Genomic DNA, 18,809 nt, shown 5'->3' on the forward strand with positions numbered 1-18,809 from the left:
ATTTGATCATATGCAGTGTGCAAAACAAAACCACTCTTCGGAGTGGTTTTTTATTGACTATATGCATAACTTGGTGATGCTTTATATTATTTAAATGTTGTTATAAAATAACTAGAAATCTAATTTACTATCATCAAATATGATTATTCCTTGGCAAAATCTTGATCCACAAACATTAAATAACCTAATTGAATATTTTGTATTACGTGAAGGCACTGACTACGGTTTACAAGAAAAATCACTCCAAGAAAAAGTTAATGATGTTAAACTTCAATTAGAGAATGGTTCGGCAGCACTTTTTTGGTCTCAATTACATGAAACAATTGATATTAAACTAATTAAATAGCAGTTAAAATGATTGTTTGTATATGATTTAGTGCGTAACTTTGTTATAGTGTTAGTGTTGTAACTAAAATGGAGAGGTAGGATTAATGATTGGTAAACAACAGTCGGATACAACGTTAGAATGGTTTTTATCTCATTGCCATATTCATAAATATCCAGCTAAGAGTACCCTTATACATCAAGGCGAAAAAGCAGAAACTCTCTATTATATTTTGAAAGGCTCTGTTGCGGTATTGATTAAAGATGATGAAGGCAACGAAATGATTTTGTCTTACTTAAATCAAAATCAGTTTTTAGGCGAATTAGGTCTTTTTGAAGAAGACACAGAGCGAAGCGCTTGGGTTAAAGCTAAAACAAGTTGTGAAGTGGCCGAAATTTCATACAAAAAATTTAAGCAACTTGTTCAAGTTAATCCTGATATTTTAATGCGTCTTGCCAGTCAAATGGCTAGCCGATTACAAGTAACATCTGAAAAAGTTAGTAATTTAGCATTTTTAGATGTTGCAGGGCGTATAGCACAAACACTTCTAAATCTTGCTAAACAACCCGATGCAATGACACACCCTGATGGTATGCAAATCAAAATTACGCGTCAAGAAATAGGTCAAATTGTTGGCTGTTCGCGTGAAACAGTTGGTCGAATTTTAAAAATGCTTGAAGATCAACATTTGATTTCTGCACATGGTAAAACTATTGTAGTTTATGGTACGCGTTAATTGGACAAAATAATATAATTAATATAATGATTGCGACAATATGAGATATTGCATGACACAAGAAAGATCTATTCCTAGTCATGTGGCTATAATTATGGATGGTAATGGTCGCTGGGCACAGCAACATAACCAGTTACGAGTTATTGGTCATCGAGCAGGCTTGAAAGCAGTTCGAAAAATTGTAGCTTATGCGGCAAAAATAAAGATAAAAGTCCTTACTTTATATGCTTTTAGTAGTGAAAATTGGAAACGTCCACACAATGAAGTTTCTGCCCTAATTTCCCTTTTTATTTATGCATTAAATCGTGAGATAAAAAGTTTAAATAAAAATAATGTTCGTTTGAATATTATTGGTGATATTTCTCGCTTTAGTGAACATTTACAAAATATGATTATTCATGCGCAAAATTTAACGAAAAACAATTCTGGACTAGTACTAAATATTGCAGCTAACTATGGCGGACGTTGGGATATTTTGCAGTCAGCAAAAAAAATTGCTATGCAAGTTACTAACGGAGAAATCAGTTTAGATGATATTACTGAGGATCGTTTTGGCTCAACAATGTGTATAAGCGAATTTCCTGAAGTGGATTTAGTTATTCGTACTGGCGGAGAATATCGAATTAGTAATTTTTTGTTATGGCAAATTGCTTATTCTGAACTCTATTTTACCAATACCTTATGGCCTGATTTTAATCAATCTTTATTCGATGAAGCAATCAATGCATTTAATGCCAGAGAACGACGCTTTGGTGGTATTCATAATAAGGAGCATTCATGTTAATCCATCGCATACTTGCTGCAATTGTGCTTATTCCGCTTGTGGTAGCAGTTCTTTTTTTTGTTCCATTACCCGTGTTTTCTTTCACTATTATTCTGGTTTGTGGATTAGCCGCATGGGAGTGGACTCAGTTTCTTCATATTAGAAAAAAATATTTAAAATTAATTTTTTCTTTTTCAACAGTTATTTTATTGGGCATACTTTATTTGGTTCCGGATTCTATTGAATTTAAAATGAATTTATATAGTATAATTTTATTTTTATCAATCATATGGTGGTTAACTGCTTTGTTTTTAGTAAGTAGCTATCCAACCACGACAAAGTATTGGTGTAATTCAATCTTTATAAAGTTACTATTTGCTTTTTTTACGCTAGCACCGTTCTTTATTAGTATGGTCGAATTAAGAGCAATTAACTACAATTCTAATTCTTATACGGGTGCAATTTGGTTGCTTTACGTCTTTGTGCTAGTATGGGCGACAGATACTGGAGCTTATTTTGTTGGGCGATCATTTGGTAAACGAAAATTAGCGGCAAAAGTATCCCCGGGTAAAACTATAGAAGGATTCATAGGCGGTATTAGTGTAGCAATTGCAATTAGTTTAATTGCTTACATACTTAACATGTTTGACATGACTTTCAGTACATTTTTTATTAGCTCTTTGTTAGCGATTTTAGTTTCGGTTTTAGGTGATTTAACTGAAAGTATGTTTAAGCGTGAAGCAAATATTAAAGATAGTGGTCACTTAATTCCTGGTCATGGTGGAATTTTAGATCGCATTGATAGCTTAACTGCTGCCGTTCCTGTTTTTGCTACATTAGCTTTTTACTTATTATAAAAGGTAATAGATTTTGTTGTGGTCGCTGTTATTGTTTGTTATTACCATGAGTATATTAGTTACTATTCATGAGTTTGGACATTTTTGTGTTGCTCGTTTGTGCAAGGTTCAAGTTGAATGTTTCTCAATTGGTTTTGGTAAAAAAATATGGTCTCATAAATTTTTAAGCGGAACCGAATTGGTAATTGCTATGATTCCGCTTGGTGGTTATGTTAAAATGCTCGACGGTAGAGCAACAACATTATCAAGCAATAACGAAAACTTTGCATTTGATAGAAAAAAAATTTGGCAAAGAACTGCAATTATTTTTGCTGGTCCATTTGCTAATTTTATATTAGCCTTAATTATCTATTGGATCATTTTTTTGATGGGTGTAGTTGTTTATCCTGTTAAAATAAAAGAAGTTATACCTAATACACCAGCTTCTAAAGTAATAATTCCAGCTGGTGCAGAATTGAAAACTATTGATAATATAAAAGTAGAAACATGGAATGACGTAAATTTAGCCTTAATTGCGGCAATGGGAAAAGCTAATGTGTCTTTTTCTTATATCGATAGCTTTGGTGATGATAACCAGAAAGAAGTTAAAAAAAATGTAGATATCAGTAATTGGCATTTTGATATAGAAAAGGATTCGACAATTACCGCATTTGGTTTTGTTCCTGAAAAGGTGAAAGTTTATCCAATTGTGAGTAAAATTGTATCGGGTTCGGCTGCTGAGAAAGCAGGTCTGCGTGTTGGGGATAAAATTATTGGTTATAATGATCACTCATACGTTGATTGGAATGATTTTTCCAATACAATTAAAACAGCTCAAGCAATGATGTTAAAGGTTAATCGAGGAAATATAGATATTTATCTTAAACTCGTGCCAACTATTGGAATAGATGGAAAAGGTGTCGCTGGTTTGTATCCCAAGTCTGATGCAAGAATTATGCAGTATGGTTTTTTAGAAAGTTTTAATAAAGGTATGGCGCAAACAGTGTTAACCACGAAGTTAACGATTCGTTCGCTTTATCAATTAGTAACAGGTGTTATTGGTCTAAAACATTTGTCTGGACCAATAACAATAGCAAAAAGCGCAGGGCAAACAGCAAGTTATGGTTTTACCTCTTACTTATATTTTCTAGCTTTTATTAGTATAAGTTTGGGCGTTATCAATCTTGTTCCATTACCTATGTTAGATGGCGGGCACCTTGTTTTTTTATTATTTGAAAAGATAAAAGGTAAAGCCTTATCAAATGAAGTACAAGAACGATTTTCTCGTATTGGCTTTTTTTTATTGATGGTAATAATGGGAATTGCACTATTTAATGATATTTTACGATTGTGATGGGATGAGGTTATAAACATTTACGATGAAAATAAATAAATTACTTATAGCATCTTTGTTGTTTAGTACTACAGCAGTATATAGTTCCAATGCATTTTGTGTTGATGATTTTGTAGTAAAAGACATCAAATTTGAAGGTTTGCAACGTGTTACTGTTGGAGCAGCATTACTTGAAATGCCTATTCAAGTCGGTGATTATGTTAATGAAGCTGATTTAGGCCGTATCATTAAATCACTATATTCTAGTGGAAACTTTGATAATATTACCGTTTCTCGTGATGGTGATAGGTTAATTGTTCATGTTCAAGAACGCCCTACTATTGCTAGCATAACTTTTTCTGGTAATAAGTCTGTTAAAGATGAGATGCTGAAAAAAAACCTAGATAGTTCGGGTATTCGTGAAGGTGAAGCATTAGATCGTACTATGCTTTCTGGTATAGAAAAAGGCTTAGAAGATTTTTACTATAGTGTTGGTAAATATAATGCTCAAATCAAAGCTGTTGTAACTCCGTTGTCACGTAATCGTGTTGATTTAAAATTAGTTGTAGCTGAAGGTAAATCGGCACTAATTGATCAGATTAATATTGTTGGTGCTAAAGCTTTTTCATCTGAAGAACTTATTTCGCGTTTTACTTTGCGTGATGAAGTATCTTGGTGGAATATGTTTGGAGATCGCAAATATCAAAAACAAAAATTGGCAGCAGATTTAGATGAATTACAAAGTTTTTATTTAAATCGTGGTTATGCTCGTTTTAACATTGAGTCAACGCAAGTTAGTTTAACGCCAGACAAAAAAGGCATATACGTTACAGTTAATATTCATGAAGGTGAACAGTATAAGTTATCTCAACTTGAATTTATGGGTAATTTTGCTGGCCATAAAGGCGAGATTTCCAAAATTGCTAATGAAAAAGTAAAAGTTGGTGAACTTTATAATGGTAAAAAAATTACTGAAATTGAAGATGGCGTTAAGCGTCTACTTGCTAATTTCGGTTATGCGTACCCTAGAGTATCAATTCAGCCTGAAATGGATGATGTCGCACATACGGTTAAATTAGTTGTTCTTGTTGATGTGGGTGAACGTTTTTATGTTCGTAAAATTAAAATAGTTGGCAATACTGTAACCAGCGAAAGTGTAATTCGCCGTGAGCTTCGACAAATGGAGGGGGCTTGGTTAAGTAATGGATTAGTTGAATTAGGTAAAGAACGTTTAAACCGACTTGGATTTTTTGATACTGTTGAAGTTAATACTGAACGTGTGCCTGGTATTGATGATCAAGTTGATATTATTTATAAAGTTGCTGAACGTAATACTGGTAGTATCAAATTTGGTATTGGTGTTGGTTCTGATAGTGGTGTTAGTTTCAATGCCGGTATTTCTCAAGATAACTGGTTGGGAACAGGTAACAGTGTCTCATTTGATGTTAACACAACTGATACAGATAAAACTGCATCTATTTCTATCGTTGATCCTTATTTTACTGTTGATGGTGTAAGTTTAGGGGGTAGTATTTATTATAATACCTATAAAAATGACGATAAAGATGATGAATCAGAATATTCAAGTAAGACTTGGGGCGCATCAGCTAATTTAGGATTCCCAATTAGTGAAAATAATTTTGTTCGTTTTGGTTCTGAATTTGCTAACCATAAGTTATCTGGTATGCAAGCGCAATATGGAATGTGGCGTTATTTCAACTCCATGGGTGAAAAAGTGAACAATAAAAGTTCTATTTCATTTGATACTAATGATTTATTGTTAAATGCTTATTGGACATATAACTCTTTAGATCGTGGATTTTTCCCTACTGATGGACTTAAAATAACAGCTAATGCTAAAGTTACAGCACCATTATTTGAAAATAGGTTCTATAAACTAGTCTCAGATGCGTCTTACTATTATCCTATTGACAATGACCATAACTGGATCTTTTTAACTCGTGCTCGATTAGGCTATGGTGGCGGTTTAGGTGGAAAAGAGTTACCTTTTTATGAAAACTTCTATGCTGGTGGTGCCTCTGTGCTACGTGGGTTTAAATCAAATACTGTAGGTCCTAAAGCGGTATATCTTAATAAAAGTGGAGTTTGCGATAGCTTAGATAATACATCTGGATGTACAAAATCAAAAGATGCTGTAGGTGGTAATGCTATAGCTTTTGCAAGTACAGAGCTAATACTTCCAACGCCATTTGCTAGCGAAAAATATGCTGATAATATTAGAACATCACTATTTTTCGATGCAGGTACTGTATGGGATACTGAATGGAATTTAAAAGGAAAAAATATCCCTGATTATAGTTCCCCATCGGATATTAGGATGTCTGCTGGGCTTGCTGTGCAATGGATGTCTCCATTAGGTCCTTTAGTCTTTTCTTATGCTCAACCGTTTAAGAAATATGATGGTGATTCAACTCAACAGTTTCAATTTAATATAGGTTCTACATGGTAATTCCATGTTATACAATAGAAAACAAATAGGTGATTAAAGTGAAAAAAATTATATATTTTCTTAGTGTTAGTACGGCATTACTTTTTGCAAGCTTTGTAAATGCTGAAGTAAAAATTGGTGTAGTCGATGTTATGTCAGTATTACAACGTATGCCGCAACGCGAATCGGTTGGTAAAGCATTGGATAGTGAATTTGAAGCAAGAGCTAAATCATTACAAGCTGAAGAAAAGAAAGCAAATGAAGCTGCTGCACGATTAAAAAAAGATGGTTTAACATTGTCTTCATCTGAAAAAACGAAATTAAATAAAACAATTTCTGATTTTGAAAATAAAGCTAAGGCTTTTTCTGCAGATTATCGTAAGCGTGAAACAGAAGAAGCAGAGAAATTATTAATTAAAATCCAAGAAGCTATTAAAGATATAGTCGCAAAAGAAAAATACGATATTATTTTAAAAGCAGAAGCCACCTTATCAGCTTCAGATGCGGTTGACATTTCAGACAAAGTGTTGGAAAAGGTTAAAAAATAATGTTTTCCTTTCGTTTAGAGCAATTAGCTAAGCAACTTGATGCTAGGTTATATGGTGATGGTGATTTAGCCATCACTGGTATAGCATCAATGAATAGTGCTATATCAGGTCAAATTACATTTTTATCTGATAAGAAATTACAAAAGAATTTATTAGAATGCAAAGCTTCTGCTGTGGTAATGACAGAAGAGGGTCTTGAGCATTGGAATGGTGCAGCCCTTATTGTAAAAGATCCATACCTTGCATATGCAAAATTAGCACAATACCTAGATACTACTCCAGCTCCAGCTAAGGATATAGCTACATCAGCAGTGATTGATTCGACTGCTCAATTAGGTAGTAATGTTTCTATTGGCGCTAACGCTGTTATCGAAAGCGGTGTGATATTAGGAGACGATTGTATCATTGGTGCAGGGTGTTTTGTTGGAAAAAATACAACAATAGGTGCAGGTACAAAATTATGGGCTAATGTTTCTATTTATCATAATTGTATTATTGGAGAAAATTGCCTGATTCAATCTGGGACTGTAATTGGTGCAGATGGATTTGGTTATGCTAATGATAAAGGGAAGTGGGTTAAAATTCCTCAATTAGGGCGTGTTGTCATTGGCAATAACGTTGAAATTGGTGCCTCAACGACAATTGATCGCGGTGCTCTTGATGATACTATTATTGGTAATGGTGTTATTATTGACAATCAATGTCAGATTGCTCATAACGATGTAATTGGAGATCATACGGCCGTTGCTGGTGGCGTTATTATGGCTGGAAGTTTAACTATTGGTCGACATTGTTTGATTGGTGGTGCAAGTGTTATTAATGGACATATGGAAATATGTGACCAAGTTACAGTAACAGGTATGGGTATGGTAATGCGCCCAATTAAACAGCCAGGTGTTTATTCATCAGGTATTCCATTGCAAGAAAACAAAGTATGGCGAAAAACGGCATCATTAGTTTTACATATTGACGAAATGAATAAACGCTTGAAAGCGCTTGAGAAGAAACTATTAAATGTCTCGACGTAGACGATTGCGGTCGGTATAATGCATGCCTATTTTTTAATTTTTTAGCTCAATTATCGTTTTTATATAATTATGAGCAAATAATATTCAATAATTTCGAGGTATAAACATGCAAGTTTCGGTAGAAACAACACAAGGATTAGGTCGACGTTTATCTATTACAATTAAAGCTGAAGATATTAAAAAAGCGGTTGATAAAGAGCTTATTAATACAGCAAAAAAAGTACGCATTGATGGTTTTCGTAAAGGAAAAGTGCCTTTAAAAATTGTTGAACAACGTTATGGTGCTTCTATTTTACAAGATGCTTTAGGCGATTTGATGCAACGGAATTTTGTTGACGCTATTATTCAAGAAAAATTAAATCCAGCTGGAGCTCCGACTTATACTCCACAAGAATATAAAAATGGTGAAGATTATACATTTACTGTTGAATTTGAAGTTTACCCAGAAATAAAAGTTGAAAATTTAGATAAAATTGAAGTTGAAAAACCAGTTGCAGAAGTTGCTGATGCAGATGTTGAAACAATGATTGAAACATTACGCAAACAACAAGGTACTTGGAAAGAAGTTGAAAAAGCGGCTGAAGAGCAATATCGTGTTACTTTGGATTTTGTCGGTCAAGTTGATGGTGCCGAGTTTGAAGGTGGTAAGGCTAATGATTTTGCTTTAGTGTTAGGGCAAGGTCGTATGATTCCAGGTTTTGAAGATGCAATTATTGGTCATAAAGTAGGTGATAAGTTTGATATTAATGTGACTTTCCCTGAGGACTATCATGCTGAAAACCTAAAAGGTAAACCTGCTGTATTTGCATCTACACTTAAAAAGGTTGAAGAACTTGAATTACCTGAACTTACCGAAGACGTTGTTAAACGCTTTGGTATTGTAGATGGTACCGTTGAAAGTTTGAGAGCTGAAGTTCGTAAAAATATGACAAGAGAACTCAACGCAACAATTCGTAACAAAGTTAAAACACAAGCTATTGATGGTTTAGTTAAAAATAATGAGATTGATGTACCTGTGGCATTAATCGATCGTGAAATTGATGTGTTACGTCAACAAGCCTTATCTCGCTTTGGCGGTAATGTCAAACAAGGTATGGAATTACCGAAAGAACTATTTGAAGCTGAGGCTAAAAAACGTGTTGCTACAGGCTTATTATTTAGTGAAATAATTGAAAGTAATAAATTAACTGCAGACGAATCGCGTGTTCAAGCATTAATTGATGAAATTGCGACTGCATATGAAGATCCAAAAGAAGTTTCAGAATATTATCATAAAGATAAAAAAGCGATGGAGAATATTCGAGCTGTTGCATTAGAAGATCAAGTTGTAGATCTGTTATTAGCTAGTGCGAAAGTAACAGAAAAGAATTATTCATTTTCTGAATTAATGAATCAGCAGATAGCTTAATCTATTAGCTTTTTCATTTAATTTAAAAACGCTCACTTTTAAGCCCAAATATGTATTATCTGTTTGGGCTATTTTGTTAATTAGGAGATAAAAATGCCTTTTGAATCATATATGGGTGTTATTCCAATGGTAGTTGAACAAAGCTCTCGGGGTGAACGAGCTTATGATATTTACTCACGGTTATTAAAAGAGCGAGTTATATTTTTGACGGGTCAAGTTGAAGATAATATGGCAAACCTTATTATTGCTCAAATGTTATTTCTAGAAGCAGAGAATCCTGATAAAGATATCTATTTGTATATCAATTCACCTGGTGGGGTTGTTACAGCTGGCATGGCTATTTATGATACAATGCAATTTATAAAACCAGATGTTAGTACAATTTGTTTGGGACAAGCTTGTTCAATGGGGTCATTGCTTTTAACAGCTGGAGCTAAAGGTAAACGTTATTGCTTACCAAATGCACGTGTCATGATTCACCAACCATTAGGTGGTTTTCAAGGACAGGCTTCTGATATCCAAATACATGCACAAGAGATTTTACAGGTAAAAAACCGGCTAAATAATATTTTAGCAATGCACACAGGTCAAGATATTAGTGTGATTGAAAAAGATACCGACCGTGATAATTTTATGTCTGCCGATAAAGCAGTTGAATATGGTTTAGTTGATGCCATATATAGTAAACGATCTTAATGTTGGGTAGGTGATAAACGTGAATAAAGAAAGTTCAGAAAAATTACTCTATTGTACTTTTTGTGGTAAAAGTGAGCATGAAGTCCGTAAACTTATTGCTGGTCCATCATCTATTTATATTTGTAATGAATGTATAGGATTATGTAATGATATTTTAAAAGAAGAGAAAAAAAGTTTTCTTTCTCATGAAGAGTTTATTAGTAAACCATTACCAACACCACACGAAATTAGAGAGCATCTTGATGAATACGTAATTGGTCAAGAAAGAGCTAAAAAAGTTTTATCTGTTGCTGTTTATAATCATTATAAGCGCTTACGTAACCATGCTAGTCGTAGTGATGTTGAATTAGGCAAAAGTAATATTTTGCTTATAGGACCTACTGGTAGCGGTAAAACATTATTAGCTGAAACATTAGCTCGTTTTTTAGATGTACCTTTTGCTATGGCTGATGCAACAACACTAACTGAAGCTGGTTATGTTGGTGAAGATGTAGAAAATATTATTCAAAAATTATTACAGAATTGTGATTATGATGTTGAAAAAGCTCAGAGGGGGATTATTTACGTTGATGAAATCGATAAAATTTCACGAAAATCGGATAACCCATCTATTACTAGAGATGTTTCTGGTGAGGGAGTTCAACAGGCTTTATTGAAAATTATTGAAGGCACTATCGCTTCTGTTCCGCCAAAAGGTGGACGTAAACATCCTCAGCAGGAGTTTTTGCAAGTAGATACTTCAAAAATTCTATTTATTTGTGGTGGTGCATTTAGTGGTTTGGATAAAGTCATTGAGAATCGTGTATCAATTAATACAGGAATAGGTTTTGGTGCTGAGGTAACAAGCACTAAAAATAAACTTTCTGAGTCGGAGCTATTAGCAAAAATTGAAGCAGAAGACTTAGTTAAGTTTGGTTTAATTCCTGAGTTTATCGGAAGATTACCTGTTATAGGAACATTATCCGAATTAGATAAAAATGCCTTAATTAATATTCTAACGGAACCTAAAAACGCTTTAACTAAACAATTTCAAACTTTGTTTGAGTTAGATGGTGTTGAGCTTGAGTTTACGAGAGAAGCCTTGGATGCTATCGCTATAAAAGCGATGCAAAGAAAAACAGGAGCGAGAGGTTTGCGTTCAATTGTTGAAAATATATTATTAGATATAATGTATGACTTACCATCAATGAATACTATTAACAAAGTAATTGTTGAAAAAGACACCGTTGAACAATCTCTAGCACCGAAATTAATCCATCGTGAAGATGCTGAAATCTCGGCTTGAAATATATATTTGCCATCATAAATATGATGGCAAGAGCTATACCTCAAATTAATATTAAGGCAAAATTTCAGTAAATACTGTCAAGATGTTCTAGAATTAATGTATGTTAAAACAAAAAAGATAGGCTTGAATATCTAAAAATGAACCCAATATCTATCTAATAGATTTGTACTACTAGAGAGAATAAAATGAAAATAAAACGAACTAAACAAATGATTATGCCTATTTTACCATTGCGTGATGTTGTTGTATTTCCTCATATGGTAATTCCTCTCTTTGTTGGTAGAAGTAAATCAATACGTTGCTTAGAAGGTGCAATGGAAATGGATAAGCAAGTCTTTCTTGTAACCCAAAAAAATCCTTCTCAAGATGATCCTGATATAGATGATTTATATGATGTCGGAACTGTGGCTAATGTTTTACAATTACTTCAATTGCCAGATGGAACAGTAAAAGTTCTTGTTGAAGGTATTGCAAGAGCTAAAATGAATGACATTGTTGAGAACAACGACAATGAATATTTTATTGCAAAAGTCAAACCATTAAGTGAAGTAAAAAAAGCCGCGGATATAAGTGAAGCCATGATACGCTTGACTTTATCTAACTTTGATGAATACTCAAAACTAAACAAAAAAATAACTCAGGAAATTGTTGATTCTATACATTTTTTGAAGGAACCTTCACGTTTAGCCGACTCTATTGCTGCAACTTTATTTTTGAAAGTTGAACAAAAACAAGAGATTTTAGAAACCGCTAATCTTATAAAGCGTTTTGAATTGCTTATTTCATTGATGGAATCAGAAATTGATTTACTACAAGTTGAAAAAAATATTCGACACCGAGTTAAACAACAAATGGAAAAGGCTCAAAGGGAGTATTACCTCAATGAGCAAATTAAAGCGATTCGTAAAGAGTTAGGCGATATAGATAATAAACCTGATGAATATGAAGAATTAAAAGAAAAAATTACTAAAGCTAAAATGCCAAAAGAAGCTACAGACAAAGCATTAGCTGAGCTTAATAAACTTAAAATGATGCCAGCGATGTCTGCTGAGGCAACGGTTGTTCGGGGATATATTGATTGGATGCTTCAAGTTCCTTGGTATAAGCGTAGTAACGTTAAAAAAGATATTGAAGCTGCACAAAAAGTTTTAGATAAAGATCATTATGGACTTGAACGTGTAAAAGATAGAATTTTAGAATATTTAGCAGTTCAAGGGCGTGTTAATAAAGTTAAAGGTCCAATTTTATGTTTAGTTGGTCCTCCTGGTGTGGGGAAGACCTCACTTGGACAATCAATTGCTAAAGCGACAGGACGTCAGTATATACGAATGGCGCTTGGTGGTGTACGTGACGAAGCTGAGATACGTGGACATAGGCGTACATATATAGGTTCAATGCCAGGTAAATTAATTCAACGTATGGTAAAAGTGGGGGTTAAGAATCCGTTATTTTTATTAGATGAGATAGATAAGATGGCATCGGATATGCGTGGCGACCCTGCATCTGCATTATTGGAAGTGCTTGATCCTGAACAAAATAATGCTTTTAGTGACCATTATTTAGAAGTTGACTACGATTTATCTGATGTGATGTTTGTTGCAACGGCTAACTCTATGAATATTCCTGCGCCATTATTGGATAGGATGGAAGTTATTCGTCTTTCTGGTTATACAGAAGATGAGAAATTGAATATAGCAAAACAACACTTAATTGCTAAGCAGATAGAAAATAATGGTTTGAAATCAAAAGAAATTAGTATTGATGACTCAGCTATTATTGGAATCATTCGTTATTATACACGGGAAGCTGGAGTTCGAAATCTAGAAAGAGAGATTGCAAAAATTTGTCGTAAAGTTGTTAAGCAATTAGCATTAAATAGCAAATTGAAAAAAGTAACGGTAACACAAGATAACTTAAAAGATTTCTTGGGAATACAGCGTTTTGATTACGGTAAGGCAGATAATGAAAACCGTATTGGGCAAGTTATTGGTCTTGCGTGGACAGAAGTTGGTGGAGACTTACTTACTATTGAATCAGTAAGTGTACTAGGTAAAGGAAAATTGACTTACACTGGTTCATTAGGTGATGTTATGCAAGAATCGATTCAAACGGCATTAACAGTTGTTCGATCTCGTGCAGAAAAATTGGGTATTAATAGTGATTTTTATGAAAAACGCGATATCCATGTACATGTGCCTGATGGAGCAACGCCAAAAGATGGACCGAGTGCAGGTATCGCAATGTGTACTTCACTAATTTCAACATTAACGGGTAATCCAGTTCGTTCTGATGTTGCTATGACTGGCGAAATAACATTACGTGGTGAAGTTTTACCTATCGGCGGATTAAAAGAAAAATTATTAGCTGCACACCGAGGAGGAATTAAAACTGTATTGATTCCAATGGATAATGTTAAAGACTTGGAAGATATTCCTGATAATGTAAAATCTGAAGTTGATATACATCCAGTAAAATGGATTGATGATGTGCTTACAATTGCATTGCAGAATAATCCATTTGGTATAGAGCCAGTACCAACAACTAGAAAAGCTATTAAGAAATTAAAAAATAGCGTCGATAATTCAGCTATATTAAACTAGTTATTTATTAATTTAATAAAAGATCAACTCTATGTTGATCTTTTTTTTATGCTACATAACATTCGGACAATAGCCAATTTAGTTAAATATGCTATACTTTTATAATTCAACATTTGGTATGGAGAATCGCAATAAATGATGGAGACAATCCGAACAGCAGCAAATAATATTGTTGTTAAGATTATTTTTGCAATAATTATTTTATGTTTTATTTTCACTGGCGTCGGATTCTTAGGTTTTGGTGGCAGTGTAAGTGTTCAAGATCAACAGAAATATATCGCAAAAGTTGATGGTGAAGGTATTAGTCGGGCCGAATTCGAAGCTCAAGCTAAAGCAGTAACAGCGAATGCTGGAGGTGATAGTTCTTTTATCAAAAAATTACGCCGTAATGTTTTATCTTATCAAATTGATAATTATTTAGCTTATAAATTTTCAGAAAAAGTTGGTGTAGCTATTAGTAATGATCAAATCAAAAAGTTTATCAAAAAACAAAAAGAGTTTTTTAAAGATGGTAAATTTGATAATCAGACATATTTAAACCTTCTAGCTGAAAATAATTTTACTCCAGATAGTTATGCTGAAATTATAAGAACTGTATTACAGCAACAACAGACTGTTAATGCCATAATAAATAGTAATTTTATTCTGCCAATTGATTCTGAAATAGCTTCTCTTAAAAATCAAACTAGAAGTGTATATGCTACTTCTGTTAATGCTTCTGTAAGTGATGTTGATGAGTCGAATGTTACGTTGGATGATGAACAAAAATATTATAATGAACATTTAAAAGAATTTTTCAAAAATGAGCGTGTAAAAGTTAAATATATTATGACTTCTGACGAATCTTTGAGAAAAACAATTAGTGTCACTGAAAAAGAAATTAAAAATGAGTATGATAAAAATATTAAAACTTATTCATATCCTGCTAAGAGAGCTTATAGTGTAATTTTTGTGACTAATAAAGAACAAGCTAATGAAATTGCAAAGGATCTTTTGTCTGGTTCTGATTTTGATACTATTGTTAAAACTGTTAATCAGAATCATGATATTTCACCTTATGGCAAAAATGGTTCATTAGGCTGGTTTGCTGATGATGATTCATTACCTCAAGTTTTTAAAGATGCTCAATTGAAGAAAGTAGGGAAAATTTCATCGCCAATAACCGTTGATGGTGGTTACGCAATAGTGAAATTAGATGGTATACAACCTAAAAAAGTTATGGATTTTGATTATGCTAAATACCAAATCAGGCCAAAGCTTACTGAACAAAAAATACAAAAAGCATTAGAAAATGAAGAAAATAGAATTAAAACTGCATTACATGATTCTCCTAAAAGTATTGAAGATCTTGCCAACAAACTTGGATTTGAAGTAAAGACCTCAAATTGGATATCTTTCAACGATAAGTTTTCACTTGCTGCTCATCCAGAGGTTAGGGATGTGATTTTTAGTGAAGAAATGATAGTCGATGGTAAGGCAACGAATAAAGTTTCTGATTTAATACCTGTAGATAGAAGTTTTGGGAAGTATGATTTTGTTGTACAAACAGTTGATTATCGTCCTGAAGGTATAGCTCCATTTGATGAAGTTAAAGAAGATATCCATAATAAACTTTTTACAGAGATGGCTCAAAGCCAGTTTAAATCTAGTGTTGATAATATATTGACTCAACTTAACGAAACTGGAAAAGCCAAAAATGTCCAATTTGCAAAAAAATATGTTTTGAATCGAAATTCAACAGAACTTGATCAAAAAGTTGTTAATATGGTCTTTAATTTAAATCCTTCAGTATCTGGGAAGACTGTTTATGGTGTGGAATTTTTAGATGATAAAAATGCTTATATTGTTGCGCTAACTAAGGTAGATACCCCAAAAGAATATGAAGATATTTCTTCTGAGTTATTACCTTTATTTATTAATAATATGCATTATTATCTTGCTGCTGACATACGCTCTAAGGCTAAGATAGAAATTATGCCTGATTCCAATTTGTGATTTAACTCCCAAAATAGTAGAAATAATTGAAAAAATGAAAAGTCACTTAGGTGGCTTTTCTCATTTTTATTATTAATGAAATTTTTTTATTTGATGAAGTGAGATAGTTATAAAGCAAATTTAATTGCGTAACTATTTTATGAGGTTAATCAAATGAAAGTATTTTCACTATTATGTATTATATTATCAAGTTTTATTTTTTCGAACATAAGCTTTGCTAATTCGGTTCCAGAAACACCAACTTCCGTTAAACAAGAACAAAAACAAGTTGCTCAAGTAAATATCAATACTGCAACAGCAGAAGAATTATCAAAAGTATTAACTGGGATTGGGGCAAGTAAAGCTCAGAAGATAATAGAATACCGAGAAAAGTTTGGCCCTTTTGTTTCAGTTGAGCAGCTAAAGGAAGTTTCAGGTATTGGACAGGCAACATTGGATAAAAATGCTGGTAAAATAATATTATAATTTATTATCTCCACTAATTAGTATTGGTGGAGATAATATCACTTTAATTATCAATGGGATCGACATCAATACTCCATCTTACTTTTGATGTTTCACTCCATTTTCCTATTACGATTAATAGTTGATCCAAAATTTTCTGTAATTGTTGTCTACTTGTATGTTGAAGTAGTAATTGCCAACGATGATATCCTGCCTTTTTCGGTTGACTTGCAGGCATTGGCCCCAACTGCCATAAAGTATTATTACTATGTTCTTTTAGCCAATCATGCACATGTTGTAAGAATGCTGGAGCGTAATGATTGTTACGATCAGCTGCACGAATTAATGTTTGGTAACTAAACGGAGGTAATTGTGTATGTTGCCGTTCTTGTAACGTTAATTTGGCAAATTTTTCATAACCTTGAGTTAGTAAAATATTGAGCAAAGGGTGATCTGGATGATATGTTTGTAAAATAACTTGCCCAGCTTTAGTTTCTCGACCCGCTCTTCCTGATACTTGAGTATAAATTTGGGCAAATCGTTCAGTTGCCCGAAAATCATTTGAAAATAAAGCACCATCCACATCAACAATTCCAACCAAGGTTACATCTGGAAAATGATGTCCTTTAGCTAAAATTTGTGTACCAACTAGAATGTGTGCACCTCCTTGTTGGATACTTTGTAAATAGTTATCTAATGCACCTTTTTTACTCACTGTGTCTCGATCAATGCGACTAATCTTGATATTAGGAAAAAGGATTTCAAGTTGTTGTTCAAGTTGTTCTGTCCCAAACCCAATAGGCATTAAATGTGTTGATCCACATTTTGGGCATTGTTTAGGAATTATCCTTGGTGTATCACAATAATGACATATAAGTTTGTGTTGTTTTTGATGTAGTGTATAAGGTCTATCACAGCGAGGACATTCAGCAATCCAACCGCAATCATGGCATATTAATAATGGTGAAAAACCTCGGCGATTTAAAAATAGTATTACCTGATTATTATTTGATAAATGTTTTTTTATTTGTTCAATTAATGGTTGAGATAAACCTGCAGTAAGTACTAACCCACGAAGATCCAAAATTGACTGTTTGGCTAGCATTGCATTACCGGCTCTTTCGGTTAATTGTAATAAATGATATTTGTGATTTTGTACATTATTGAGTGTTTCAAGCGACGGTGTTGCGGAGCCTAAAACAATTGGAACATTGTTAAATTTTGCTCGAATAATTGCTAAATCTCGGGCATTATAACGCCAACCTTCTTGTTGTTTATAGGAACTATCATGCTCTTCATCAATAATAATCATTCCTAAGTCTTTAAAAGGAGTAAAAAGTGATGAGCGAGTGCCAACAACAATAGCATTTTCACCATGTTTACTTCTTAGCCAAACAGTGAGTCTTTGTTTATCCGTTAATCCTGAGTGCAAAATATCAATTGGCGCATTAAAGCGTTTTTTGAAACGTCCAATTGTTTGTGGTGTTAACCCAATTTCTGGAACTAGTACTAATGCTTGCTTACCTGTAGCTAATATATTAGATAGTATATTTAAATATACTTCTGTTTTACCCGATCCAGTCACTCCTTCTAATAAAAATACTTCAAATTGATGATTTTTTTTGTTGATTGTTTCTATAGCATAGGTCTGCTCTTTATTTAACTGAATTGAACTAGTATTTGTTGAAAAATTGGTTTGCCATTGAATACTATCTGATTGACAGTTTACTTGTTCTATAAGATTTTTTTTCTGTAATTTTTGATAGATAGTACTACTTACTTCATTTTCAGAAGGGGTATTATTTCTGAATGATGATAATAATAATTTTTGTTTCGGAGTCCGTGATAATGATTTTAAATCAATATTTTTACCCAATTGAGTTAATTGCCATCGTTTGGTGTCTTCCTTGATTGCTTTTCGCCCTTGTCGTAATAAAACAGGTATAGAATGAAAAAGAACTTCGCCAATAGGATAATGGTAATAACTAGCAGCCCAGTTTAACAACCGCCAAATAGAAGGTGTAAAAACAGGTTCAGTATCAATAACAGTTGTAATCGTTTTTAAGCTTTCAATATCAAATTCGGTTTTTTCGTCAATACTAACAATAATTCCTATTGCGTCACGTTTACCAAAAGGAACTTTAACCCGCATTCCAACTTGAGCTGGTTTGGTTAATTGATAATCAAATATTTGGTAAAGTGGTACCGGTAAGGCTATATGAGCGATAAGCATTAAAAAATCACAGGTATTATAATTTATATAAAGCTATATTGTACGCAGTTTTTACATAACCCGCAAAAGTTATAAAAACAATCTAGTTTTTATTCATCTAGATTTATTACATTAATAGCCTTAAAAG

At 33.2% G+C, this 18,809-nt stretch carries 15 protein-coding genes; 14 read left to right on the top strand and 1 reads right to left on the bottom strand.

The genetic code is table 11. From position 1 onward, the window contains the following. Nucleotides 1-139 precede the first annotated feature (139 nt). The 14 genes from A9G32_RS01840 to A9G32_RS01905 all read left to right on the top strand — a co-directional run bounded on the left by A9G32_RS01840 (nucleotide 140) and on the right by A9G32_RS01905 (nucleotide 16,470). The gene (locus A9G32_RS01840; RefSeq protein ID WP_065575078.1) at nucleotides 140-346 is read left to right on the top strand and encodes a YheU family protein; all 207 of its coding nucleotides are present in this window, start codon (nucleotides 140-142) and stop codon (nucleotides 344-346) included. Nucleotides 347-431: 85 nt separating this feature from the next. Next, the gene (gene crp / locus A9G32_RS01845) at nucleotides 432-1,061 is read left to right on the top strand and encodes a cAMP-activated global transcriptional regulator CRP (RefSeq protein ID WP_034910269.1); all 630 of its coding nucleotides are present in this window, start codon (nucleotides 432-434) and stop codon (nucleotides 1,059-1,061) included. A 52-nt stretch (nucleotides 1,062-1,113) separates the two neighbouring features. Next, nucleotides 1,114-1,845, top strand: a complete 732-nt coding sequence (locus A9G32_RS01850) for an isoprenyl transferase (protein WP_218055805.1) — start codon at nucleotides 1,114-1,116, stop codon at nucleotides 1,843-1,845. Beyond that, complete coding sequence (locus A9G32_RS01855; protein ID WP_065590335.1) at nucleotides 1,839-2,681, top strand: CDP-archaeol synthase; 843 nt, start codon at nucleotides 1,839-1,841, stop codon at nucleotides 2,679-2,681. Before A9G32_RS01850 ends, A9G32_RS01855 begins: the two co-directional genes overlap by 7 nt. A gap of 16 nt (nucleotides 2,682-2,697) precedes the next feature. Beyond that, nucleotides 2,698-4,014: an RIP metalloprotease RseP gene (gene rseP / locus A9G32_RS01860; RefSeq protein WP_255306811.1), complete on the top strand. Its 1,317-nt coding sequence runs from the start codon at nucleotides 2,698-2,700 to the stop codon at nucleotides 4,012-4,014. Between the two features lie 25 nt (nucleotides 4,015-4,039). Further along, complete coding sequence (gene bamA, locus A9G32_RS01865; RefSeq protein WP_065590336.1) at nucleotides 4,040-6,463, top strand: outer membrane protein assembly factor BamA; 2,424 nt, start codon at nucleotides 4,040-4,042, stop codon at nucleotides 6,461-6,463. 38 nt (nucleotides 6,464-6,501) lie between these two features. Continuing rightward, complete coding sequence (locus A9G32_RS01870) at nucleotides 6,502-6,990, top strand: OmpH family outer membrane protein (RefSeq protein ID WP_065590337.1); 489 nt, start codon at nucleotides 6,502-6,504, stop codon at nucleotides 6,988-6,990. Next, nucleotides 6,990-8,018 carry a UDP-3-O-(3-hydroxymyristoyl)glucosamine N-acyltransferase gene (gene lpxD, locus A9G32_RS01875; protein ID WP_065590338.1) on the top strand — a complete coding sequence of 343 codons (1,029 nt, stop codon included), beginning with the start codon at nucleotides 6,990-6,992 and terminating at the stop codon, nucleotides 8,016-8,018. The genes A9G32_RS01870 and lpxD overlap by 1 nt, the downstream gene beginning before the upstream one ends. 106 nt (nucleotides 8,019-8,124) lie before the next feature. After that, nucleotides 8,125-9,426 (top strand): trigger factor, encoded by a 1,302-nt coding sequence (gene tig, locus A9G32_RS01880; RefSeq protein ID WP_065590339.1) that lies wholly within the window; start codon nucleotides 8,125-8,127, stop codon nucleotides 9,424-9,426. A 93-nt stretch (nucleotides 9,427-9,519) separates the two neighbouring features. Then, nucleotides 9,520-10,122: an ATP-dependent Clp endopeptidase proteolytic subunit ClpP gene (clpP, locus tag A9G32_RS01885; protein WP_065590340.1), complete on the top strand. Its 603-nt coding sequence runs from the start codon at nucleotides 9,520-9,522 to the stop codon at nucleotides 10,120-10,122. Between the two features lie 10 nt (nucleotides 10,123-10,132). Continuing rightward, entirely contained in the window at nucleotides 10,133-11,407 is a 1,275-nt protein-coding gene (clpX, locus tag A9G32_RS01890; RefSeq protein ID WP_065590341.1) for an ATP-dependent protease ATP-binding subunit ClpX, read from the top strand. Nucleotides 11,408-11,595: 188 nt separating this feature from the next. Then, nucleotides 11,596-14,010, top strand: a complete 2,415-nt coding sequence (lon, locus tag A9G32_RS01895) for an endopeptidase La (RefSeq protein WP_065590342.1) — start codon at nucleotides 11,596-11,598, stop codon at nucleotides 14,008-14,010. Between the two features lie 135 nt (nucleotides 14,011-14,145). Continuing rightward, nucleotides 14,146-16,005 carry a SurA N-terminal domain-containing protein gene (locus A9G32_RS01900; protein WP_065590343.1) on the top strand — a complete coding sequence of 620 codons (1,860 nt, stop codon included), beginning with the start codon at nucleotides 14,146-14,148 and terminating at the stop codon, nucleotides 16,003-16,005. Nucleotides 16,006-16,158: 153 nt separating this feature from the next. After that, a complete protein-coding gene (locus tag A9G32_RS01905) occupies nucleotides 16,159-16,470 on the top strand; it encodes a ComEA family DNA-binding protein (RefSeq protein WP_065590344.1) in 312 nt (103 codons plus the stop codon). A gap of 43 nt (nucleotides 16,471-16,513) precedes the next feature. Here the strand turns inward: A9G32_RS01905 and priA are convergent, their stop codons facing one another. Next, nucleotides 16,514-18,682: a primosomal protein N' gene (gene priA, locus A9G32_RS01910; RefSeq protein ID WP_065590345.1), complete on the bottom strand. Its 2,169-nt coding sequence runs from the start codon at nucleotides 18,680-18,682 to the stop codon at nucleotides 16,514-16,516. Nucleotides 18,683-18,809: the final 127 nt, after the last annotated feature.

It is taken from the genome of Gilliamella sp. Gris3-2 (genome assembly GCF_001690345.1).
Taxonomy (GTDB): domain Bacteria; phylum Pseudomonadota; class Gammaproteobacteria; order Enterobacterales; family Orbaceae; genus Gilliamella; species Gilliamella bombi.